The organism is Acinetobacter sp. YH12106, assembly GCF_013418995.1.
GTDB lineage: Bacteria > Pseudomonadota > Gammaproteobacteria > Pseudomonadales > Moraxellaceae > Acinetobacter > Acinetobacter pseudolwoffii.
Genome location: NZ_VPAV01000008.1, coordinates 20,226 through 43,698, shown reverse-complemented (window position 1 = coordinate 43,698; position 23,473 = coordinate 20,226). Strand labels below are relative to the sequence as shown.

19 protein-coding genes are annotated in these 23,473 nt (G+C 43.9%); 10 read left to right on the top strand and 9 right to left on the bottom strand.

What is annotated here, in order from left to right; genetic code table 11:
* Nucleotides 1-30 precede the first annotated feature (30 nt).
* Nucleotides 31-1,317, bottom strand: a complete 1,287-nt coding sequence (locus FTU45_RS08410; RefSeq protein ID WP_180076250.1) for a carbohydrate porin — start codon at nt 1,315-1,317, stop codon at nt 31-33.
* A 399-nt stretch (nt 1,318-1,716) separates the two neighbouring features.
* Between FTU45_RS08410 and mutM the strand changes: the two genes are divergently transcribed.
* Nucleotides 1,717-2,577: a bifunctional DNA-formamidopyrimidine glycosylase/DNA-(apurinic or apyrimidinic site) lyase gene (gene mutM, locus FTU45_RS08405; protein ID WP_159516689.1), complete on the top strand. Its 861-nt coding sequence runs from the start codon at nt 1,717-1,719 to the stop codon at nt 2,575-2,577.
* Nucleotides 2,574-2,858, top strand: a complete 285-nt coding sequence (locus FTU45_RS08400; protein ID WP_004281718.1) for a peptidylprolyl isomerase — start codon at nt 2,574-2,576, stop codon at nt 2,856-2,858. The genes mutM and FTU45_RS08400 overlap by 4 nt, the downstream gene beginning before the upstream one ends.
* 100 nt (nt 2,859-2,958) lie before the next feature.
* Here the strand turns inward: FTU45_RS08400 and mscL are convergent, their stop codons facing one another.
* Together mscL and typA are read right to left on the bottom strand one after the other, a co-directional pair.
* A complete protein-coding gene (gene mscL / locus FTU45_RS08395) occupies nt 2,959-3,399 on the bottom strand; it encodes a large conductance mechanosensitive channel protein MscL (protein ID WP_074383487.1) in 441 nt (146 codons plus the stop codon).
* A 184-nt stretch (nt 3,400-3,583) separates the two neighbouring features.
* Complete coding sequence (gene typA / locus FTU45_RS08390) at nt 3,584-5,422, bottom strand: translational GTPase TypA (protein ID WP_005097994.1); 1,839 nt, start codon at nt 5,420-5,422, stop codon at nt 3,584-3,586.
* A 174-nt stretch (nt 5,423-5,596) separates the two neighbouring features.
* On the opposite strand from typA, the gene FTU45_RS08385 reads away from it, so the two are divergent.
* The 3 genes from FTU45_RS08385 to FTU45_RS08375 all read left to right on the top strand — a co-directional run bounded on the left by FTU45_RS08385 (nt 5,597) and on the right by FTU45_RS08375 (nt 9,531).
* Complete coding sequence (locus FTU45_RS08385) at nt 5,597-6,967, top strand: uracil-xanthine permease family protein (protein ID WP_005097996.1); 1,371 nt, start codon at nt 5,597-5,599, stop codon at nt 6,965-6,967.
* Between the two features lie 66 nt (nt 6,968-7,033).
* The gene (locus FTU45_RS08380) at nt 7,034-8,068 is read left to right on the top strand and encodes a methyltransferase (protein WP_074383488.1); all 1,035 of its coding nucleotides are present in this window, start codon (nt 7,034-7,036) and stop codon (nt 8,066-8,068) included.
* Complete coding sequence (locus tag FTU45_RS08375) at nt 8,068-9,531, top strand: amino acid permease (protein WP_005097999.1); 1,464 nt, start codon at nt 8,068-8,070, stop codon at nt 9,529-9,531. The genes FTU45_RS08380 and FTU45_RS08375 overlap by 1 nt, the downstream gene beginning before the upstream one ends.
* Nucleotides 9,532-9,583: 52 nt before the next feature.
* On the opposite strand, the gene FTU45_RS08370 is transcribed toward FTU45_RS08375, so the two are convergent.
* Nucleotides 9,584-10,117 (bottom strand): peptidase C39, encoded by a 534-nt coding sequence (locus tag FTU45_RS08370; protein ID WP_074383489.1) that lies wholly within the window; start codon nt 10,115-10,117, stop codon nt 9,584-9,586.
* A 100-nt stretch (nt 10,118-10,217) separates the two neighbouring features.
* Nucleotides 10,218-11,261, bottom strand: a complete 1,044-nt coding sequence (omp38, locus tag FTU45_RS08365; protein WP_100329195.1) for an outer membrane protein Omp38 — start codon at nt 11,259-11,261, stop codon at nt 10,218-10,220.
* Between the two features lie 375 nt (nt 11,262-11,636).
* Between omp38 and FTU45_RS08360 the strand changes: the two genes are divergently transcribed.
* On the top strand, nt 11,637-12,158 hold the full coding sequence (locus FTU45_RS08360; RefSeq protein ID WP_100535382.1) for a GspH/FimT family pseudopilin: 522 nt from the start codon (nt 11,637-11,639) through the stop codon (nt 12,156-12,158).
* Nucleotides 12,159-12,268: 110 nt separating this feature from the next.
* On the top strand, nt 12,269-13,444 hold the full coding sequence (locus FTU45_RS08355) for a thiolase family protein (protein WP_180076249.1): 1,176 nt from the start codon (nt 12,269-12,271) through the stop codon (nt 13,442-13,444).
* 174 nt (nt 13,445-13,618) lie between these two features.
* On the opposite strand, the gene FTU45_RS08350 is transcribed toward FTU45_RS08355, so the two are convergent.
* The 4 genes from FTU45_RS08350 to FTU45_RS08335 all read right to left on the bottom strand — a co-directional run bounded on the left by FTU45_RS08350 (nt 13,619) and on the right by FTU45_RS08335 (nt 18,393).
* Nucleotides 13,619-14,605: a diaminopimelate dehydrogenase gene (locus FTU45_RS08350; protein WP_100535384.1), complete on the bottom strand. Its 987-nt coding sequence runs from the start codon at nt 14,603-14,605 to the stop codon at nt 13,619-13,621.
* A gap of 287 nt (nt 14,606-14,892) precedes the next feature.
* Complete coding sequence (locus FTU45_RS08345) at nt 14,893-15,378, bottom strand: DUF934 domain-containing protein (protein ID WP_180040198.1); 486 nt, start codon at nt 15,376-15,378, stop codon at nt 14,893-14,895.
* Nucleotides 15,371-17,014: a nitrite/sulfite reductase gene (locus tag FTU45_RS08340; protein WP_005098006.1), complete on the bottom strand. Its 1,644-nt coding sequence runs from the start codon at nt 17,012-17,014 to the stop codon at nt 15,371-15,373. Before FTU45_RS08340 ends, FTU45_RS08345 begins: the two co-directional genes overlap by 8 nt.
* A gap of 257 nt (nt 17,015-17,271) precedes the next feature.
* The gene (locus FTU45_RS08335) at nt 17,272-18,393 is read right to left on the bottom strand and encodes a CaiB/BaiF CoA-transferase family protein (RefSeq protein WP_180076248.1); all 1,122 of its coding nucleotides are present in this window, start codon (nt 18,391-18,393) and stop codon (nt 17,272-17,274) included.
* A 213-nt stretch (nt 18,394-18,606) separates the two neighbouring features.
* Here FTU45_RS08335 and FTU45_RS08330 point away from each other — a divergent pair, with 213 nt between their 5' ends.
* From FTU45_RS08330 to FTU45_RS08320, 3 genes are all read left to right on the top strand, one after another.
* Nucleotides 18,607-19,617 carry an AraC family transcriptional regulator gene (locus FTU45_RS08330; RefSeq protein WP_005098008.1) on the top strand — a complete coding sequence of 337 codons (1,011 nt, stop codon included), beginning with the start codon at nt 18,607-18,609 and terminating at the stop codon, nt 19,615-19,617.
* Nucleotides 19,618-19,787: 170 nt separating this feature from the next.
* Nucleotides 19,788-20,993: an acetyl-CoA C-acetyltransferase gene (locus FTU45_RS08325; RefSeq protein ID WP_180076247.1), complete on the top strand. Its 1,206-nt coding sequence runs from the start codon at nt 19,788-19,790 to the stop codon at nt 20,991-20,993.
* Nucleotides 20,994-21,288: 295 nt separating this feature from the next.
* A complete protein-coding gene (locus FTU45_RS08320; protein WP_180076246.1) occupies nt 21,289-23,424 on the top strand; it encodes a 3-hydroxyacyl-CoA dehydrogenase NAD-binding domain-containing protein in 2,136 nt (711 codons plus the stop codon).
* Nucleotides 23,425-23,473: the final 49 nt, after the last annotated feature.

The following is a 23,473-nucleotide window of genomic DNA, read 5'->3' as shown; positions in this document are numbered from 1 at the left end:
CTGTTTAGTTATAACGTGAACGATCAAACTTTAGAAGATGATTCGTGTAGTCAAACCGAGTACCAGTGCATCATCTACATTATTGCTTGAACCTGGATTAATGACATATTGCAGGTTTGGACGCAGCATCAGCCACTTTGTTGCATTATAGCTATAGTTCAGTTCAATATTGTATTCTGCATCAGCATTGAAAGCTGGCCGTGAATCAGCAAAGCGATCATTCACATGCACACGGTTTACTGCCAATCCCAGAATATCATTCGGCTGGCTGTCCGCAAGACCGATATATTTCACACCAATTTGTTGTGAATTATCCACTTTGTTAGTATCGCGGTCATGCCAGGTAAAGTTGGCAAATGAATGCAAACCCTGACGGCCCTGACCTGTAGACGTTAACTGTTGTTCTACAGCTAACCAGCCTGCAAAGGTACGGTTTTTACCCTCAACCCCCACACCATCGACCTTACCCTTAGCAATATCAAACTGATTTTCGGGATTATCGGCAGTATTGTACATCCCGCCGACACGGTAGCTGCCTGGCAGGCCATTCACCCATGATTTCGGCGTCCAGATTACTTCTGCCGGAATCGTCACGCCATCGGCATGATCTGTATCTAAACTCCAGCCTTGATCTTCGCCATAACTTAAACCATTGTCTGGATTAAACTCATACACACCGACTTGTACGGCAAGTTCAGGATTGAGTTGCTGCTTCACGCGCGCACCCCATTGTGCAACCGGGGTATTCATCCAGATATTGCCCTGCCATTTACCCATCTGTGCAGCACAAAATGCCGTACTGGCAAAATCACAAGCCATGACATTAAAGTCCATGCCCAGACCAAGACGCCCCGCCTTAATACTGAGTCCCTGGTCTTTATAATTCTTTTCAATAGACAGCTCGCTCAGACGACTATCCTGATTACCACGTCCGAAAGTACCTTGTACATTGGCCAGTTGCGGTGCACTAGGATCCTGCAAGTCACGAACAGAGGTACTTTGACCCTGACGTGCAGTCATCGCGGCACGTACAGTGACGCCATTCCATCCTGCCAGTTTCTCCATATCCAGTTGAGTACCCAGCCATAATTGGGCAGAAGTTAATGGATCTGCGCCCTCATTACGGCCGCCATCAGCAAGATAGGCTGTATCGGTTAACAGATTGGCTTCAAATTTAATTCCCTGTTGGGCCAGTTCTGTACGTTGACCATTCCAGTCCCCCAGTAAATACTGACCTTGTGGATCAAATGCAGATTCCGCCTGAGCGGTTGTCATGGCAGCCATTAAAGGCAGTAGAGCTAGACCTAAATATTTCATGTAAAACCTAAACATTCGGAGAGAAAAACAAGCAAGGTTTTTAAATTGCTAATAGGTGCATGAATTTACATAACTTTTCATATAAATTCTCAGCATTTTTTTTATTACTCATTAAACTTTTAGTTATGCCTTAAACATAAAAATATAATTTTTATTTTAATAATATTAAATTATTTATATATTTTTCAATATCTTATAATGTATTGATAATTTCCATTCGATTTTCTCCTAAGAAAATTCGCTATAAAAACATAGAAACCCAGTTTATTCTTTAAACAATTACAGCTTAAATAAATATGAAATACCCAGTCATTTTCCGGCGATTTCACCCAGATTAACGCTTGCAATCCCGGCCAATTCACCCAATATTAGCTGCATCTCCCTCGCCACTGATGTGTTATGCCTGAATTACCAGAAGTAGAAACTACCAAAACCAGTTTATTACCCTTGTTAGAACAACGTGTAAAACGGGTTGAAATCCGTCAGTCAAGTTTGCGCTGGCCCATTCCCGAAAATATACAAAAGCTGGTCGGGCAGAAATTACTCAACCTGTCGCGCCGTTCCAAATATATTCTGGCTGAGTTTGAGCACGACACCATGCTCTGGCATTTAGGCATGTCTGGCAGCTTTCGTTTGTGTGAAACAACTGAAGAATTACGCAAACATGATCATCTGATTATTCAGTTTGATGATATTGAACTACGTTATCATGATCCGCGTCGTTTTGGCTGTATTTTATGGCTGGATGCGCAGTCACAAAGCAAACTGATTGATACGCTGGGACCAGAACCCCTGAGTGAAAATTTTAATTCTCAGTATTTATTTGAAAAATTGAAAAATAAAAATGTTGGCACCAAAGTTGCGATTATGGATAACCATGTGGTGGTAGGTGTCGGCAATATTTATGCAACCGAAAGTCTGTTCAATATGGGCATTCATCCAGCACAACCCGCCTCGACTTTAAGCTTGGCACAGATCGAAAAATTAGTGCTGGAAATCAAGCGCATATTAAAACAGGCCATTGATTTAGGCGGGTCGACATTACGGGATTACACCAACGCCATGGGGGAAAATGGCTATTTTCAGCAAACGCTGCTGGCCTATGGTCGTGCCGGGGAAATGTGCGTGAACTGTGAGACCACGCTTGAAAATATTAAACTGGGACAACGTGCTTCTGTGTTCTGTCCAGAATGTCAGCCTTTGAAAAAGATGCAACTCCCTGTCAAAAAACTGGCAACTGTACGAGGGGAAAAGTCATGAAAACAGCCATTGTGCGTCATATTCTGGTTAAAGATAAAGAAACTGCCGAGCAGCTTAAAAAGAAGATTTTGAGTGGCGCTGACTTTAATAAAATCGCCAAACAATATTCAACCTGTAATTCTGCCAAGCGTGGCGGAGAACTGGGCGAAGTAAAAAAAGGCCAACTGGTGCCTGTCATTGATAAGCTGGTGTTTACGGCTGCTGAACGGGTCTTACATGGTCCGGTCAAAAGCCAGTTTGGTTTTCATTTGGTAGAAATTAAGTTCCGGATGGATTTTTAATCTTATAAATCTCTCCCCACCTCCCTTTAACAAAAGGGGGGATTTAGGAGGATTAAAAAAACGGCACAAGAGGCGCCGTTTTTTATTTGTGTCAGAACGCTTATGCTTCAGGACGTTTTTTCAATTCATCACGAATTTCACGCAATAATTCGATATCTTCAGGGGTGGCTTCAGGTGCAGGTGCTTCTTCTGCCTGTTTACGACGAAGTTTATTCATCATTTTCACCAGTAAGAATACCACCCATGCCAACAACAGGAAATTAATCAGAATCGTTAGGAAGTTACCATAAGCAAATACATTCAGACCTTCAGCCTGTGCATTTGTCAAAGAAGTGACATTATTAGGATTATCACCCAGTACCAGGAACCAGTTAGAATAGTCAACATCACCACCTAAAATCCAGCTAACGATTGGCATGATGATATCTTTTACAAAAGAATCAATAATTTTACCAAATGCTCCACCAATAATAACACCGACCGCGAGGTCCATCACATTGCCTTTGACAGCAAACTCTTTAAATTCTTGAATAATACTCATTTTTTCTCCAATAATTCATTTTAAAGTTTGTGATGAATTATACATTAATTATAAGTGATTTCATTTTCACATAAGGTGATGTTTTTTATAAGTTTTATGGTTCTAGTTAAAATTTTAATACAAAAAAAACCGCAATCTTTGAAAAGATTGCGGCTTTAGGAATCTTAGGTCAATAATCTACAGATTATTTACCTGAACGGTTACGTTTACGTTCGTTTTCAGTCAAATAACGCTTACGGATACGGATTGACTTCGGTGTTACTTCAACTAGTTCGTCATCTTCAATGAATTCAAGCGCTTGTTCAAGCGTATATTCAACTGCAGGAACAAGTGTTAATGCTTCATCAGTACCAGATGCACGTACGTTGGTTAACTGTTTTGCCTTAGTCGGGTTCACAGTCATGTCGTCAGAACGTGAGTTAATACCAATAATCATACCTTCGTAAACTTCTAACTGAGGCTTAGCGAATAGACGACCACGGTCTTGTAATGTGAACAATGCATAGCCCAGGCAAGTACCTTGAACCATAGAGATCAACACACCGTTTTGACGTTTCGCAACTTGGCCTTGTTTCATTGGACCATAATGCGAGAAGCTTGATGTCATGATACCCGTACCTGAAGTCATCGTCATGAATTCAGAACGGAAACCGATCAAGCCACGTGAAGGAACAGTTGCTTCAATACGGATACGGCCTTTACCGTCAACTTCCATATTGGTCATCTCGCCTTTACGGCTGCCCATTTGCTCCATTACAGAACCTTGGTGCTGTTCTTCAACGTCAAAAGTCACGTTTTCGTACGGTTCTTGCATTTGACCGTCAATTTCTTTCAAGATGACTTGCGGACGAGATACACCCATCTCGAAGCCTTCACGGCGCATGTTCTCAATTAAAACTGAAAGGTGAAGTTCACCACGGCCAGATACTTTGAAACGGTCAGGACTGTCAGTGTCTTCAACACGTAATGCGACGTTGTGGATCAATTCGCGATCTAGACGCTCACGAATGTTACGTGAAGTTACGAATTTACCTTCTTTACCAGCAAACGGTGAGTTGTTTACCTGGAATGTCATTGTGACTGTAGGTTCATCTACAGAAAGCGGTGGAAGCGCTTCAACAGCTTTCGGATCACAAATCGTGTCAGAAATGTTCAATGCATCAATACCCGTTACGCAAACGATATCACCTGCATTGGCTTCTTCGATGTCCACACGGTCTAAACCATGATAACCCATGATTTTTAAGATACGACCGTTACGTGTTTTGCCTTCTTTATCGATTACAGTCACTTGCGTGTTCAATTTAACTGAACCACGTTGAATACGACCAACACCGATAACGCCTACGAAGCTGTTATAGTCAAGTGAAGACACTTGCATTTGGAATGGACCATCAACGTCAACTGCTGGCGGTTCAACGATGTCTACAATTGTTTGGAACAATGGCGTCATGTCGTCAGCAAGTTCTTCTGGAGAAGGACCCGCCACACCACGAAGACCAGATGCATAAACGACCGGGAAGTCTAACTGTTCGTCAGAACCACCCAAGTTATCGAACAAATCGAATACCTGGTCAATCACCCAGTCTGGACGTGCGCTTGGCTTATCAACTTTGTTAATAATTACGATTGGCTTCAAACCACGTGCGAACGCTTTTTGCGTTACGAAACGTGTTTGTGGCATCGGGCCTTCTTGTGAATCGACAAGAAGAAGTACGCAGTCAACCATCGACATTACACGTTCAACTTCACCACCGAAGTCGGCGTGTCCCGGGGTGTCCACGATGTTAATGCGATATTCAGTATTGGTACGTGCATCCGTCCATTTAATTGCAGTGTTTTTTGCAAGAATGGTAATACCACGTTCACTTTCGATAGCGCCAGAATCCATGACACGCTCAATCTCACCCGCGCGATCACCGAGAGCACCTGATTGTTGCAAAAGTTTGTCTACAAGAGTGGTTTTACCATGATCGACGTGCGCAATAATGGCGATGTTACGGAGAGTTTTAATATCTGACATGTAAATTCAATGCGTATGTAATTTGAGGGCAAATTATACAGAAAAATACAAAACTTTTATAGTCACTGTTACCACACTCCTCAACTTTTTTTAAGGAGATGGGCTTTTTTTGATTTTGTAAAGGCGTGTAACTCGATTAGAATAGCGCCACCCTGCCTTAATTTGCATTGACACATGTCTGATTTTAATCAATCTCCTCCTCCTAAAGATCAACTCGACCTGGTATATGGTCTGGATGATCGTCCAAAACCATTTATTGCTTTTTTAGCTGCATTCCAACATTTATTGGCAATTATTGTCCCGATCGTGACCCCTGGCTTGCTAATTTGTCTGGCACTGGGGGTATCCAAAGAAGACACCAACATGATTTTGTCCATGTCCCTGGTGATCTCAGGTATCGCGACTTTTTTACAGTCTAAAAAAGTCGGACCTTTTGGTGCCGGTCTGTTGATTGTTCAGGGAACCAGCTTTAACTTTATCGGCCCAATTATTGGTATTGGTTCAGCCATGGTTGCTGCCGGTACGCCAGTTGAGTCAGTCATGGCAGCAATTTTTGGTGTGGTGATTGCAGGTGCATTTATTGAAATGGGTGTGTCCCAGATTCTGCCTTGGATAAAAAAACTGATTACCCCTTTGGTGACCGGGATTGTCGTCCTTCTGATTGGTTTAACCTTAATTAAAGAAGGTCTAATCAGTATGGGCGGTGGTTATCAGGCCATGAGCGATAAAACTTTTGCCAATGCAGACAACCTGATCATGTCCTGCACAGTCTTGGCGCTGATCATTATCCTGAACCGTATCCGGATTACCTGGGTAAAAAGTTCTGCCATTTTGATTGCTTTGGTTTGTGGTTATATCCTGGCCGGCTTTATGGGCCATCTGGATTTTTCTGGCTTAAAAGATGCCCCACTGGTACAGATTCCAACTCCAATGCATTTCGGTTTAAGCTTCTCCTGGAGCCTGTTTATTCCGATGGCATTCATTTATCTGGTGACCTCTTTAGAAGCGATTGGCGATATCACGGCGACCTCAAAGCTTTCTAACCAGCCAGTCGATGGGCCAAAATGGATGCAACGCATTAAAGGCGGTGTATTGGTTAACGGTGCCAATTCATTCCTTGCCGGTATTTTTAACACCTTCCCAAGTTCGGTATTTGCACAAAATAACGGTGTGATTCAGTTGACGGGTGTAGCGAGCCGTTATGTCGGCATCTGGATTGCTGCTTTACTGATCATTCTGGGTTTGCTGCCTGCGGTTGCCGGGATTATCCAGGCGGTTCCGCAAGCGGTACTGGGTGGTGCAGTGATGGTGATGTTTGGTGCAGTAGCAGCTTCCGGCATTAATATTCTGTCTGGCGTACATCTGGATCGCCGTGCCCTGCTGATTATTGCGATTTCACTGGCACTGGGTTTAGGTGTTGCACAAGTTCCACAAATTCTTGAGCATCTTCCTGAGTTATTCCGTAATATCTTTAGCTCAGGCGTTGCCACTGGCGGTATTGCTGCCCTTATTCTGAATGTTGTACTTCCTGAAACAAAGAAGTAATTTCATGTCCAAAGAACACTGTCTAGGTCAGACTTAGGCAGTGTTCTTTATATTGGAGAGATACCTATGGATCCTAAAAGCGAAGTTTTATTAAGACAATATGATTTTTTGTCGGGTCGCATCTTACTCATTAATGCACCGACAGATGATCTACTCGCTGAATTCGATGCCTCTATCAATCCCGCTGTCTGGACATGGAATTTTAATGATTTTCAATATTTCCAGTCGCAACAAGCAGATGTCCACTTTGGCGCAGAGATGCCTGAAGCTGAGTTTGATCAGGCGGTTATTTTTGTACCCAAGTCTAAAGAACTGCTCAATTATTTACTGCATAATGTGGCAGCACAACTTAAACCGGGCAGCAGTATTTTCCTGGTTGGTGAAAAGAAAGGCGGGATAGAGCGTGCAGCCAAACAGTTGCAGCCTTATGGTAAAACCCTCAAACTGGATAGCGCACGTCATTGCCAGCTTTGGCAACTGGTTCTAGACCACACGGTCGAGAAAAAATCACTTGCAGACTGGGCACAGCGTTATAGCGTCTCGACCCCGAATGGTGACCTGAATATTTGTGCCCTGCCGGGCGTGTTTAGTCAAAACCGTTTAGATATTGGGACTGCCACCTTATTACCTTATTTGTCACAAGTTACCTCGGGTAAAATCGCTGACTTTGGTTGTGGCGCAGGTGTGATTAGTGCGTATCTGGCAAAGTTGAATCCGAAAAACCGGATTTTCGCCATGGATGTTGATGCCTTTGCGCTGGCCTCCACCCAAATGACCTTTGATGAAAACCAGCTTAGCCCTGAACAGATCGAAATTAAAGCGGTCACTGGCATTGCTGATGCACCCTTGTTCTTGCATGCCATTGTCAGTAATCCGCCTTTTCATATGGGAATCGAGACCGATTACACGGCCAGCGAAACCTTGTGTAAAACTTCGCGTCGTCATTTAAAATCAGGTGGCGAGCTTTGGATCGTGGCCAACCGTTTCTTAAACTACCCGACCCTGATTGAACAAAACTTTGGTCGCTGCACAGTGAAAGCGGATCAACAAGGCTTTAAAGTGCTGTTCGCTAGCACACAAAAAAATGTTAAGGAATCGTGATGAGCGAAACGCAAAATACGATGCAGCTGCAGCGTAAGCTGGGTGCTCGTCATCTGAATATGATCGCTATTGGCGGATCCATCGGTACAGGTCTATTCCTGGCCTCGGGTGCGACCATTGCCAATGCCGGGCCAGGCGGAGCACTACTTGCTTATGCACTGATTGGTGTCATGATTTATTTCTTGATGACCAGTTTGGGCGAACTCGCCACGCATAATCCCACCTCGGGTGCATTTTTCACTTATGGCACTAAATATGTCGAGGGCGGTTTTGGTTTCGCCTTGGGCTGGAACTACTGGTACAACTGGGCCATTACCGTAGCTTTTGAGCTGGTTGCCGTTCAGTTCATCATGAAATTCTGGTTTCCCGATATTCCTGGTGTTTATTGGAGTGCAATTTTCCTGGCCATTATTTTTGGGATTAATGCCCTGACAGTTAAAGGCTTTGGTGAATCTGAATTCTTCTTCTCTCTGGTGAAAGTTGTCGCGATTATTGCCTTTATCATTATCGGTATCTGGATGATCGTGAAGATTATGCTAACCCCAGGCGCAGAAGCATTTGCCAACTGGAGTATTGGTGACGCACCTTTTGTCGGTGGTTTCCAAGCCTTAATTGGCGTGGCGATGATTGCCGGATTCTCCTTTCAAGGAACCGAAATGGTCGGGGTGGCTGCGGGCGAATCGAAAGATCCAAAGAAAACCATTCCGGTGGCAATCAAGCAGATTTTCTGGCGTATCCTGTTATTTTATATCGTGTGTATTTTCATTATCGGCACATTGATTGCCTACAATGACCCACGCTTATTACAGGCGGCTGCGACCGACAATATTGCGCTTTCTCCTTTTACCCTGCTCTATGAAAAGGCCGGCTTTGCCTTTGCTGCGAGCATTATGAATGCGGTGATTTTGACAGCCATTCTGTCTGCGGGTAACTCAGGCATGTATTCCTCTACGCGCATGCTATTTGATATGGCACGTAAAGGTAGTGCGCCAAAACTGTTTGGCCGTCTGGATCCACGTGGTGTACCGATGAATGCCCTGTATGCCACCACTGCAATCGCAGCACTGTGTTTCCTGACTACCTTCTTCGGTGAACAGGAAGTCTTTAACTGGCTACTCAATATGTCGGGCATGTGCGGCTTTATTGTCTGGCTCGGGATTGCGATTTCACACTATCGCTTCCGCAAAGGTTACTTGGCTCAAGGCTACAAACTGGAAGATCTGGCTTATCGCGCCAAGTTCTTCCCCTTTGCTCCTTGGTTTGCTTTTATTCTCTGTGCGATTGTCGTCCTTGGTCAAAACTATCAGGATGTTCTGGCAGGTCAATGGATGGGGGTTCTCTCGACCTATATCAGTATTCCATTGTTCTTGGCAATCTGGTTCGGATACAAATGGAAGAAAAAATCCAAACTGGTGTCTTATCAAGAGATGGATGTACAACCTATGAAACTTGATCAGGAATAAACCATCATAAATTAAAAAATCAGTCTACGGGCTGATTTTTTAATTTCTTAGATTAGTTATGCCGCATGACAAAATTACGGTCATCAATCACAATCACTTGCTGACAGATCCCCTCTGCCTGACGCTGCTGCTCGAATACATCTGCCGGCATCGCATCAAAACTGTCAAAGAAACTGATCTCATGTTCATCTATTGCATAGATCAATGAATGATTACCGACCCCTTCTAAGGTATCGTAGAAAACAATCACGAAACGGCCTGCTTCCACCTGCTGCTGGATTTCTGCATAAGAGATCACACGCTCTTCAACAGGTATTTTAAGTGTCTGTGCTTGTTGATAAAAATCAAGCTCGACTGGCTGTTTATCTGCATCATATTCGCTAAAAAAAGCAACATCCAGTCCCAGCGTCTGCAAAGCCACTGCAAGGGCAATAGTTGAAGTTCCCATTTCCGGATTGTGACGACAGAGCTGAACCAAGTCCGGAATATGCAGGTCAATTCCATAATGATGGAAAATCATCCAGATCGAGAAAATTCCGCTATTGGCTTCCAGATTTTGTAAATCTTCAGGAATTTCAACACCCATGTTATCACTCAATTACATCTTTAATGACTCAGTGTAGTCAAAATTCAGATATAAAAAAAGCGGCTCATAGGAGCCGCTTTTTTAACAATTCAATAATTAATTATTGAGCTTGTTGTTGACCTTCAACTAGTACAGTACGGCTACCAGTGATTGTCGCGAATACACGACGGTTCATAGCACGACCTTCTTTAGTGTTGTTGTCAGCAATCGGTTGATCCCAAGCGAAACCTTGAGTAGACAAGCGAGATGCATCTACGTTGTATTCATTCACAAGTGAAGATTTAACAGAGTTAGCACGAGCCAGAGACAAACGTTCGTTTAGTGCACGTGGACCAGTGTTATCAGTGTGACCTTCGATGCGAGCAGTAGCGTTTGGATATTCAACTAGCTTCTCAGCAACTTTCGCGATTTCAGGTTTGTATTGATCTTTGATGTTTGATTTGCTGGTATCAAAGAACACACGAAGTTCCATGTTCAGGTCTTCAGTCAACTCTTGTGGAGCTGGAGCAACCGGAGTTACAGGCTCAACTGGAGCAACTTCTACTACTGGAGCAGCTGGCTTCAGACGGCCACCTAGAACTACGTTAAGACCAGCAAGTGCTGTATAGTTCCAGAATTTTTCGTCAAAGTGGTAAGTACCACGAGCTTCAGTACGTAGTGCCAATGCATCGTTGATGTGCCAGAATGCACCGATACCCGCGTTACCTAGAGTACCTTCTTCACCATCGCGGTATGCTAATGCAGGATCATCAAATTCATATTCATAGTGACCAGCACCTAAAAGCATGTATGGCTTTACTTTGCTGTCATAGTTGCCAGTAAATACATCTGAAGTCGCATAGAAGTTACCTGCGATATTCTTAGCTTTGTATTCACCACGGTTAGTGTCAACATCACCCTTTACTTGACTATATTCAGCTTCAAAACCTAACCAAGGAGTAAGTTCTACACCAATAGCAGCACCTACAAATAAATCATCCTGTAATTCAGGACCATTTGTTAATTCGCCATCGTTACCGCCATTGTTGTGCTGAGTGTCTTGGAATGTATAACCTAACATCAACGGAGTAACAGTTACGCCTGCATTTGCAGCAGCAAAAGGTGCAGCTACAAGCATAGCTAAAGCAATACGACTCATTTTCATGGATTTATCCTCCAGAGATAACAATTGTTGTTCAAGCTCAAGCCCGTAATAGGCCATCCTGAGATAGGCTTTTTATTACCCCAGTTTTATTCTTAAGCTATTCACATGGCATCATACAAACACTTTATTATTTTTCCAAGTGCTTGATTAATTTAATCAAGTAAATTATTGACAAAATTACTTACAATTTCCGTTGTAATTCAGTAATTTTTTACTCAATTTTTTATTCTGAATGACCTATTGTGATTGCCAATTATTTTTTAATCGCTTTCTTGAGATTTGAGTAACAACCAAATTACATGCTCAACAAAGCATAAAAAACGCATAATTAATAACATGTTTCCTATAAAAATAATATATAAATCAGGTAACTCTATGTATAGAAAAATAACAAGAGCGTTCACTATTGTTGAATTGATTATCTGTGTTGCAGTGCTTGCAATTTTGGCCAGTATTGCCCTGCCTTACTTTCATGAATATCAGTCCAGACAGGAAGCCAAACAGATTCCTATCAAATTATCTGCGGTTAACCGTTATGCACGTAGTCAGGCTGCCGTGTTTCACCAGAATATTGTGATCTGTCCCAGTCAGGATTCACTCAGCTGTCACCCCAATCAATGGAATAAAAATATACTGGTCTTTATTGATAAAAATAAAAACCGGCAAGTCGATGCGGGCGAACAAATTTTACACATTGATGCTCTAAATCTTAAATATGGCAACCTGAGTTGGCGAGGCGCATTAAGTTCACCAAGTGTCACCTATCAGGCACATACCGCCCTTCCGATTGGTTCGAATGGCAGTTTCTATTATTGTTCTGCTCAACTTTCAAGTCAACAGCGTATTGTACTGAGTAAAATGGGACATATCCGGGTAGAAAGTCTCCCTTCTTGCTAACAGAACTATGCAGTTTATGATTGACTGCGATTAGCGCTTCAATCCTGAGTTTTTTTCAATATACTGCTTATGTTTGAAAAATTGATTAAAACTCATACGGAGATATAACAATGACTGATATCGTAATTGTCAATGGTGCACGCACAGCCATGGGTGGCTTTCAGGGTAGCCTTGCCAGTGTAACTGCACCTGAACTGGGTGCGGCTTCAATAAAAGAAGCGATTGCTCGCGCAGGCTTACAAGCAGCAGATATTGAAGAAGTCATTATGGGTTGTGTCCTTCCTGCGGGTTTGAAACAAGGTCCTGCCCGTCAAGCGATGCGTCAAGCCGGCCTTCTGGATTCAACGGGTGCTGTGACCATTAACAAACTCTGTGGTTCTGGCATGAAAGCGGTGATGCAAGCAGCCGATATGATTAAAGCCGGTTCTGCAAATATTGTGGTTGCAGGGGGGATGGAATCAATGACCAACGCGCCTTATGTATTGCCGAAAGCGCGCGGCGGCTTCCGCATGGGACATGGCGAAATTAAAGATCATATGTTCCTAGATGGTCTTGAAGATGCTGAGACAGGTCGTTTGATGGGTTCATTTGCCCAAGATATGGCAAATACCAAAGGCTATACTCGCGAACAGATGGATGATTTCGCCATTCGCTCATTGAAACGTGCACAAACTGCTGTGAATGAAGGCTATTTTTCTGATGAAATCGTAGCAGTTACGGTAAAAACACGTAAAGGTGATGTGGTTGTTGATAAAGATGAACAACCCTTCAATGCCAATATTGATAAAATTCCAACCCTGCGTTCAGCCTTTGCCAAAGACGGCACCATTACCGCTGCCAATGCCAGCTCAATTTCTGATGGTGCATCAGCTCTGGTGATTAGCTCAGCGGATCATGCCGCAGCAAAAGGTTTAAATCCTTTGGCCAAAATTGTTGCCTATGCTTCAAATTCACAGCATCCTTCTGAATTTACCATAGCGCCAGTGGGTGCAATTCAAAAGGTTCTCGATAAAGCAGGTTGGAATGCTCAAGATGTCGACCTCTGGGAAATCAATGAAGCCTTTGCCATGGTGACCATGTGTCCAATGGATGAATTCAAGCTTGATCCTGAAAAAGTCAATATTAATGGCGGTGCCTGTGCCCTGGGTCATCCTGTCGGTTCAACCGGTTCACGTATTATCCTGACTTTGATTCATGCGCTGAAACGTACTGGTGGTAAACGTGGTATTGCTGCACTTTGTATCGGTGGCGGTGAAGCGACTGCTGTGGCGATTGAGTTGCTTTAATTAAAAGCCTCCCTTTTAAAAAAGAGATTTAGAGGGATTTTATAAATCCTCCCCTCTTGCGGAACATCGTTCCTCATCCTTTAATAAAGGAGGGGGAATTTTAGAAATCAAAAAGCCTCCGATTGGAGGCTTTTTATCGTCAAATATTCAAAGCTGTACTTTAAATGATAAGACTTAAAGAATTTCTTTACGAAGTTGCTCAGGTGATTTCATTGACAACAAGCCCGGTGCCACATCAAATGCTGTTTTTGCACCATACTGCTGCATTTGATTTAAACGATAAGTTGCACGTGCATAAGCAACTAAAACGCTGGCTGTAAATTCTGGATTACTTTCTAGTTTTAATGAAAACTCAAGCACTTGTTTATGTGCATCACTGGTGTTTCCACTACGAATCACAAAACCACCATGCGGCATACGCTGGTGATCTTGTGCTAAAGTTACTTCATCAATGAAATTCACAGTCGTGTCATAGTCGGCAAAATAATCCGGCATGGTCACAATCGCTTGCTTAACTGCTTCTGCATCTGCACCCTCTGCAAGCACCACATAACACTCACGGGTATGTTTTTCTTTGGTCGTTAATACTGGACGAACACCACTACGTACTTTCTCAATTGCTTCTGTTGAAGGAATGGTATATTGCACCCCTGCTTTCACACCTTCTACACGACGAATGGCATCTGAATGACCCTGACTTAAGCCTTTGCCCCAGAAAGTATAGGTTTCACCGTCTGGTAGTAAAGCTTCACCAAATAAGCGATTGATCGAGAACATGCCTGGATCCCAACCAATGGAGATCATCGCAGTTTTCTTGCTGGCTGTTGCAGGTGCATCGACCGCTGCATAATATTCAGGAATACGTGCGTGGGTGTCAAAACTATCGACAATATTAAACTGGCTGGCCAAGATCGGACCTTGTTGCGGTAAGTCGTCTTTTGAACCGCCACATAAAATCAGCACATCAATTTTATCTTGGAAATCTGTCAGTGAGTCCATATGGAACACTTGGGTTGCTGCGAAGCAAGGAGATACCGTTTCAGGCGCACGACGGGTAAAAATACCCACAAGTTGTAAATCTGGATTCTTTTGAATGGCGGTTTCAACGCCACGACCCAAGTTGCCATAACCAGCAATACCAATACGGATAGAATTTTGCATAAAGACAAGTCACTTCATCATGAAAAAATTAAAAAAATAAATCAGATGACGATCCCATTAAAATCGCCCTCTTGATTGATTTTGCATACTCGAAAATTAGCGCTCTGCTCGCGTTACTCTCAGCATAAAGATACTTATGCTACAGCAATTCGCAGCAATTTAAAGTATTCAGGATAGTATAGAAACAATCATATCTATCGTCCAAAGCAAACAAAAAGCCTGCATTGCAGGCTTTTTGTTTATAAGAAAAACAGACTTATTTACAGACAAGCTTTTTAACTTTCAGGTTAGGCACCTGTTTGATAATTTGCCTGATTCACCGCGGTCGATGCCTGGTACGGATTTTTAAAATCACTTAAACCGGCAGCCGCCTCCTGAATGTCTTTACCTTCTTTAATCACGAAAGTATCGAAACCGGAACGCTTCATGTAGTTCAACACATCTTTGAATACATCACCAGTGGCACGAAGTTCGCCTTGGAAACCTTGACGGCGTAAAAGTGCTGCAAATGAATAGCCACGGCCATCATTAAAACCGGCAAATTCAATAAAGATTGCATCTAATTGAGCTAGCGGAAATTCATTGCTTTCAGGTGAAGCATCAACGGTTAAGTACAATGCTTTTTTACCTGAAACATGGCGAAGCTGATCTAACTGATCTACCGTCAGAACCACATCACCTTGTGGTAAAACACCCTCTTCACCGATGAGCTGGTAAGTATTTTCTGTCACTGTGCCATCTTTAGAGAGCACTGCGAGTGCGGTATTAAGCATATGCACGCTCCTTGAATGGTTGGATGCCAACACGGCGATAAGTATCGATAAACTCTTCAGCGTCCTGACGTAGATCAAGATAGGTATTTAGAATTTCTTCTACAATATCCGGCACCACATCTGCTGCAAATGACGGCCCAAGAATATCGCCAATTGAGGCATCATGGTCTGCATTACCGCCAAGCGTGATCTGGTAGAATTCAGCGCCTTTTTTATCAACACCCAAAATCCCGATATTACCGACATGGTGGTGACCACAGGCATTCATACAGCCTGAAATATTCAGATCCAGTTTACCTAGGTTATAAATCGTATCCAGATCATCAAAACGGCGTGAAATTGCTTCAGAAATCGGAATGGATTTCGCATTGGCCAATGAACAGAAATCACCACCCGGGCAGCAGATGATGTCGGTCAAGAAACCGATATGCGCACGTGCCAGGTTATTTTGCTCAAGAGTTTGCCATACAGCGAACAAATCTTTTTGCGGTACATCCACCAGTGAGATGTTTTGTTCATGCGTGGTACGCAGCTCACCGAAAGTGTACTGATCGGCAAGGTCTGCAATCAGGTTCATTTCTTCCGTGCTGACATCACCCGGTGCAATCCCGGCACGTTTCAGTGAAATCGTCACAATACGATAACCTTTCACTTTATGTGCATTGGTATTGATGTTGAACCACTGTTTGAATTTCGGATATTGCGCGAACAATTCAGTGAAATCTTCATCTGCATAATCTTGGTAATCGAATGGCGTGAAGTTCTCATCCATTTTTGCCAAAGTGTCTGCATCGATTTTCAAAGTCTTAACAGTATGCGCAAATTCAGCTTCAACTTTCTCAGCAAATACCGCTGGCGTTAAAGCTTTGACCAAAATTTTGATACGGGCTTTATATTTGTTGTCGCGACGACCATGCAAGTTATACACACGAAGCACTGCTTCAAGATAAGCAATCAAGTCTTCACGTGGCAGGAACTCACGGATAAAGCTGCCAATCACTGGAGTACGGCCAAGACCACCACCCACTTTGATTTTATAGCCCATTTCGCCGGCTTCATTACGCACAATATATACACCGATATCGTGAAATGCAGTGGCTGCACGGTCGGTTTCTTCAAGCGCAGAGACTGCAATCTTGAACTTACGTGGCAAGAAGGCAAATTCCGGATGGAAAGTTGACCATTGACGGATCAACTCACAGGTCGGACGCGGATCGGCAATTTCACCAGCCACCACACCGGCATACTGATCCGTCGTGGTATTACGGATACAGTTGCCTGAAGTCTGAATCGCATGCATTTGCACGGTCGCCAGTTCAGCCAGCATATCAGGTACGTTTTCCAGTGCCGGCCAGTTAAACTGAATGTTTTGACGGGTCGAAATATGCGCGTAACCACGGTCATATTCTTTAGCCAAATCAGCCACTTTACGCAGTTGCTTTGAGTTCATCAAACCATAAGGCACTGCAATACGTAACATCGGCGCATAACGCTGCACATACAGACCATTTTGCAGACGAAGCGGACGATACTCATCTTCGGTGAGTTTGCCGGCTAAATAACGTTCCGTTTGGTCACGGAACTGTGCAACACGTTCATTAATCAGTTGCTGATCGAAATCAGTATATAAATACATGGCGTACAGCTGCTAGTAGTTTCTATTATATCGATCGCAAGGATAGCGAGATTAAACCTATCAATAAAATGCTTTTTATACATATTTCATAGCTGTTTTATTGATAAGCCTGCCAAAGTTTCACTGATATCACGGTTTAGCGCATTTAGTGTAGTTTTAAAGCAATAACGCTTTAATTCATCAATCGTTAGCAGTTATCTTCATATAGTGATATTTCAATCTTTTACCCTTTTTTGTCTTTTAAATAATTAAAAATATTACCATTTTTCACTCTCACCCAAAAACTGACCGACAAAATCATAACGTATCTTTGAACGTGAAAATTTAATCGGACAGGCCAGTTGTGCTTCGGTCTGCTGACTATCGGGTTTTAATGGAACCTGAACTAGCCATTCTCGCTGTTGCGCCAGATCAGAATGCAAAGCTTCTTCAAGTTTTAGCACCGGCTCAACACAGACATCCAGCGCTGCGAATAGTGTTTGCCATTCCGCTAATGATTTTGACTTTATTCTATTTTGAATTGCCTGTTTCACCGCAGCACGATCTTCTGGAGCAAAAGAATTGCCTTTTTCTAGAATAATCGGCAGCTCTAAAGCCTGTGCCAATCCCTGCATAAATTGAGGTTCCAGACTGCCAATCGACAGATAACGTCCATCCTGTGTTGCATAATAGTCATAGAAAGTCCCGCCATTCAGATAGCCAGACTCAGGTCGTTGATGCTGATTGCCAGCCAGACTGGCGGATGCGGCCAGATTATTCATCGTCACCACGCAATCGGTCATGGATATATCAATATATTGTCCTTTGCCACTTTGCTGACGTTCAATTACGGCAGCCAAAATTGCAATTACGGCATGCATGGAACCACCTGCAACATCGGCGACCTGAATTCCCAAGGCTGGTGGCCCACTTTCGATCCGGCCACTGTGTCCAGCAATACCGGACAAGGCCAGATAGTTAATATCATGTCCTGCTTTCGCTTTGTAAGTACCGGTTTGGCCATAGCCAGTGATGGAACAGTAAATTAATTTGGGGTTAATTTCGCTTAAGGTTGAGTAGTCCAGCCCAAGCCTTTGCATCACGCCGGGACGGAATTGCTCAATCACAATGTCATAATCTGCAACCTTGGATTTGACCAATTCGATATTGGTCGGATCTTTCAAATCCAGTGCTACCGATTGCTTGTTTCGGTTCAGATAACTCTGTGAAGTGGCCTGTCCATTGGCAAAGGGGGGCATTAATCGCAACAGGTCCGGGCGGGTCGGTGATTCAATATGCACAACCTCGGCGCCGAGATCAGCCAGATATAATGTCGCGAATGGGCCTGGTAATAATGTAGAAAAGTCTAGAATTTTCAATCCTTTTAAGGTATATGACATTGGAATATTTACTCTACTTATATTGCTTTTTTCAGCATCATAGAAACATAAATGCATAAAAACAATGTCATGTTCAGCCATTTACCTTGATAGTTTCGGCAATCTAATATGTAAGAAAATGGCAAAGGTGTTCTTGTAAATTGCCATTGCTTTATTATTTTTCGTCATTTAGGTCAAATATTAGTGAACATTAAAGAGACTGAAGGATTAAACATGAGTCGTGATACGATCAGTATCCATTTCGTCAATGCAGCCTTATCTGGCGTCAAGCGCTTAGGCATGGATGTCGATACTTTATTGTCTCACGTCGGAATTGAAGCAGAACTGCTGCATCAACCCAAAGCCCGTATTTCACCTGAACAATATACCCGCTTTATTAAAATGTTATGGATGGTGACCCAGGACGAGCATGTCGGCTTTGACAAACAGCAACGCCGGTTAGGCACTTTTGCCATCATGTGTCAGCTCATCATTCATGCCAAAACCTTAGGTGATGCACTGGAACTTTCCTCGCAGTTCTATAAACTCTTCGGTGATGACTGGTCGGTGACCCTGGAACGTGACAAACACGAAGCACGTCTGGTGCCCCTCATTCCAAATGCGATGGATCCGGATCATTTTATTACCGAAAGCATGCTGATGATCTGGCATGGTCTGGCATCTTGGCTGATTGAACGTCGTTTACCGCTGGAACGTGTGCATTTTAGCTATCCACGTCCAGTCCATGCCGATGAATATGATGCCCTGTTCTTTGCGCCGGTAATGCAGTTCGACATGCCACGTACCGAAATCACCTTTGCTGCGGACTATCTGGACCTGCCGATCCGTCAGAATGAAGAAACCTTAGAGGAATTCTTGAAAGCTGCGCCTGCTCAGCTCCTAGTGAAGTTTAAAAATACCAACTCGCTGACCTCAAGAATCCGTGATGTATTGAAGAGCCAGATTGGCGAAGAAATGCCGACATTGAATGATGTCGCGTCAATGCTGTATTTATCTCCTCAAACCTTGCGCCGCCGTCTGGCAGCCGAAGGTAAAAGCTATCAAGGTGTGAAAGATGCCTTGCGCCGTGATGCCGCGATTCATCTGTTATTGAATCCAGATCTAACCCTCGAAGATGTCGCGCAGCAGGTCGGTTTCAGTGAAACCAGTACCTTCCATCGTGCCTTCAAGAAATGGACCGGTGTAACCCCAGGTCTATATCGCCAGTTGCATGGTTATCATTAATTAAAATTCTCGATATCCTCTTCTCCAGCCCAGGCTTCCAGACCTGGGCTTTTTTTATTGGCAAAAATCGTCAAATGATCTGGTCCGTTCTCGTCATTGCACTTCAAAATTTAAGTATTACACTCGAGTCATTAGAATAATTTTCAGCAAATTAATAAAAGGGACATGCTATGAGCGAGGCATATATTATCGACGCCATTCGCACGCCACGCGGAAAAGGTAAAAAAGATGGATCTTTACATCAAGTCAAACCCATTTCATTACTGACTGGCTTACTTAACGAACTTCAGGCACGTCATCAATTTGATACATCAAAAGTCGATGATATTGTGCTGGGTTGTGTCACACCGATTGGTGATCAAGGCGCCGATATTGCCAAAACCGCGGCAATCGCAGCGGGTTGGGACAATGATGTCGCCGGTGTACAAATCAACCGTTTCTGTGCTTCCGGTCTGGAAGCTGTCAATCTGGCTGCACAAAAAATCCGTTCTGGCTGGGAAGATCTGGTCGTTGCAGGCGGCGTCGAATCCATGTCCCGCGTAGCGATGGGTTCCGATGGCGGCCCTTGGGCACTGGATCCTGAAACCAATATGGCCTGTGATTTTATTCCGCAAGGTATTGGCGCGGACTTGATTGCCACGATTGACGGTTATAGCCGCACCGACATAGACCAGTTTGCCGAGCAATCCCAGAAGAAAGCCGCTGCCGCACAAGCCAATGGTTATTTCAACGCTTCTGTTATCCCGGTCAAAGACAAGGCCGGTGTGGTGATTCTGGACAAAGACGAATTTATCAAACCGACCACAACTGCTGAAGGCTTAGGCAAACTCAATCCTAGTTTCGCGACCATGGGACAGATGGGCTTTGATGCCATCGCCCTACAAAAATATCCTGAAGTTGGCACGGTGAATCATGTGCATCATGCCGGGAATTCTTCCGGAATCGTCGATGGTGCAGCCGTAGTTCTCATCGCATCAGAACAAGCGATCAAAGAACAAGGTTTAAAACCGCGTGCCAAAGTACTGGCCACGGCGCTGGTCGGGGCTGATCCTACCATTATGCTGACCGGCCCTGCCCCGGCAGCACGTAAAGCTTTGGCTAAAGCTGGCTTGACGATTGATGATATTGACCTGTTTGAAGTCAATGAAGCTTTTGCTGCGGTGGTGATGCGATTTATTAGCGAACTCAATGTTGATCCAGCGAAAGTGAATGTGAATGGTGGTGCAATCGCTATGGGTCATCCATTGGGCGCAACAGGCGCGATGATTCTGGGAACTTTACTGGATGAGTTAGAACGCCAAGGCAAAAAACGTGGACTAGCCACACTGTGTGTCGGTGGCGGTATGGGCATCGCCACCATTATTGAATTGGTTTAACTCAAATATTTAAAGTGTTTGATTCACGTTTTAGTCATATGCAACCTGAGCAAAACCAAAGCACTGCTTTGGTTTTAGCGCAAGATCATTGTTTTACAAAATTAATAGATTTTGCGTATGACAATGGTTTGCCTACTTTTGCTAAATGAGAAATACATTTCGCAAGACAGGTCAAACTGAAGCTTAAACCAAGAATTTAGATGAATTTGGAAAGGCTCCGTAATAAGGAAAATTTCTAAAATCTAATCAGGATATTAACTCCAAATTCATCCCATTATGATCTGGATAAAAATTTATGAGCGCAATTCAATATCAAAAAACTGAAGATAATATCGTCATTCTGACCTTTGATTCTCCAAACCAGTCTGCCAATACCATGAATGCAGATTTTCGTAGCGCTTTGGCTGAAACCGTAGAAAAACTCAAAGCTGATGAAAATATTACTGGCATCATTTTCCGGTCTGCGAAAAAAACCTTCTTTGCCGGTGGCGATCTGGATGAACTGATTCAAGCTACACCTGAACATGCGACTGAATTCTTCAACATGATTGAAGAGATGAAAGCACAGATGCGTTATATCGAAACCCGCGGCATTCCGGTTGTGGCTGCACTAAATGGCACAGCACTGGGCGGTGGCTGGGAGATTGCTCTGTGTGCCCATCATCGTATTGCCTTGAATGACCCTAAAAGCAAGTTTGGCCTGCCTGAAGTCACACTGGGTTTACTACCCGGTGGCGGTGGTATTGTCCGTAGCGTGCGCCTGCTCGGCCTGCAAAATGCCTTTCCCTTGTTGATGGAAGGCAAACAGTTGGGTGTAGAGAAAGCCCGATCTTTAGGGCTGATTCACGATGTGGCAGACAATACCGATGAACTCTTAGACAAAACCATTGTCTGGATTAAAGCCAATCCGAAGTCACAACAGCCTTTTGATGTAAAAGGCTACAAAATTCCGGGTGGTAGCCCTTCAACGCCAGCAGTTGCACAGATGCTGGCAATTGCCCCGGCGATGCTGCGTGATAAAACCAAAGGTTGCTATCCTGCACCTGAAGCAATCATGTCGGCAGCGGTGGAAGGTGCTCAGGTCGATGTCGATACGGCGCTGACCATTGAATCGCGTTACTTTACTTATCTGGCCACCGGTCAGATTTCTAAAAATATGATCGCTACTTTTTGGCATGGATTGAATGCGATCAAATCCGGTGCCAGCCGTCCCCAAAAGATTGCGAAATGGAAAGCCACTAAAATTGGCATTCTGGGCGCAGGCATGATGGGCGCAGGCATTGCTTATGTGACTGCCAGCAAAGGCATTCAGGTTATTTTAAAAGACATTTCGATTGAAGCGGCTGAAAAAGGTAAAGCTTATAGCCAGAAACTGCTGGATAAAAAAGTAGCTCAAGGACGTTTATCTGCTGATCAACGAGATCAGGTTTTAAGCCTGATTCAAGCGACTGCATCCAATCAAGATCTGGCCGGTTGTGACCTGATCATTGAAGCGGTGTTTGAAAATCCCGCACTGAAAGCTCAAGTCACACAAGAAGCAGAACAGTATCTTGCCAGTCATGGCGTGATGGCATCGAATACTTCGACCCTGCCTATTATAGAGTTAGCCCAGGCTTCAAAAAATGATCAAAACTTTATCGGTCTGCATTTCTTTAGTCCGGTCGATAAAATGCAGCTGGTCGAAATCATCAAGGGGCAAAATACTTCAGCAGAAACACTGGCCAAAGCCTTTGACTTTGTCCAGCAGATTGGCAAATTACCGATTGTGGTAAATGACAGCCGTGGCTTCTTTACCAGTCGTGTCTTTGGTACGTTCGTTCAAGAAGGTTTGCGCCTGCTGGCAGAAGGCGTGCATCCGGCGCGGATTGAAATGGCTGCACTCAAAGCCGGTATGCCAGTCGGGCCATTGGCCATTCAGGATGAAGTGTCCTTGACCCTCTCCGAACATGTGGCCAATGAAAGATACAAAGTCTTAGAAGCACAAGGTCAGACCATCACCAAATCACCCGCAGATGAAGTCATTCACAGTATGATTCATGAGTTTAACCGTAAAGGTAAGGCTGCCGGTGCAGGTTTTTATGATTATCCAGAAAATGGTAAAAAGCAGCTCTGGACGGGTCTCAACCACTGGAAAAAAGAGGTTGATCTTTCTGAACAGGAAATGATGGATCGTTTCCTGTTTGTGCAGGCACTGGATACCGTGCGCTGTCTGGAAGAAGGCGTGCTGGAGTCTGTGGTCGATGCCAATGTCGGTTCCATTTTTGGCATTGGCTTTGCAGCCTGGACGGGTGGCGCGGTGCAATTCTTAAATCAGTATGGTCTGGCCAAGGCGCTGACCCGTGCCAAGGTACTCGAAAACAAGTATGGTGAACGCTTCAAAGCACCGCAACTCCTGAAAGACCGGGCAGCAGAAGGCCAGCCGATTCAATAATTTTGAGCTCTAAATAAAAAGAGGAACTGAGTTGCTCTTTTTATTTTCC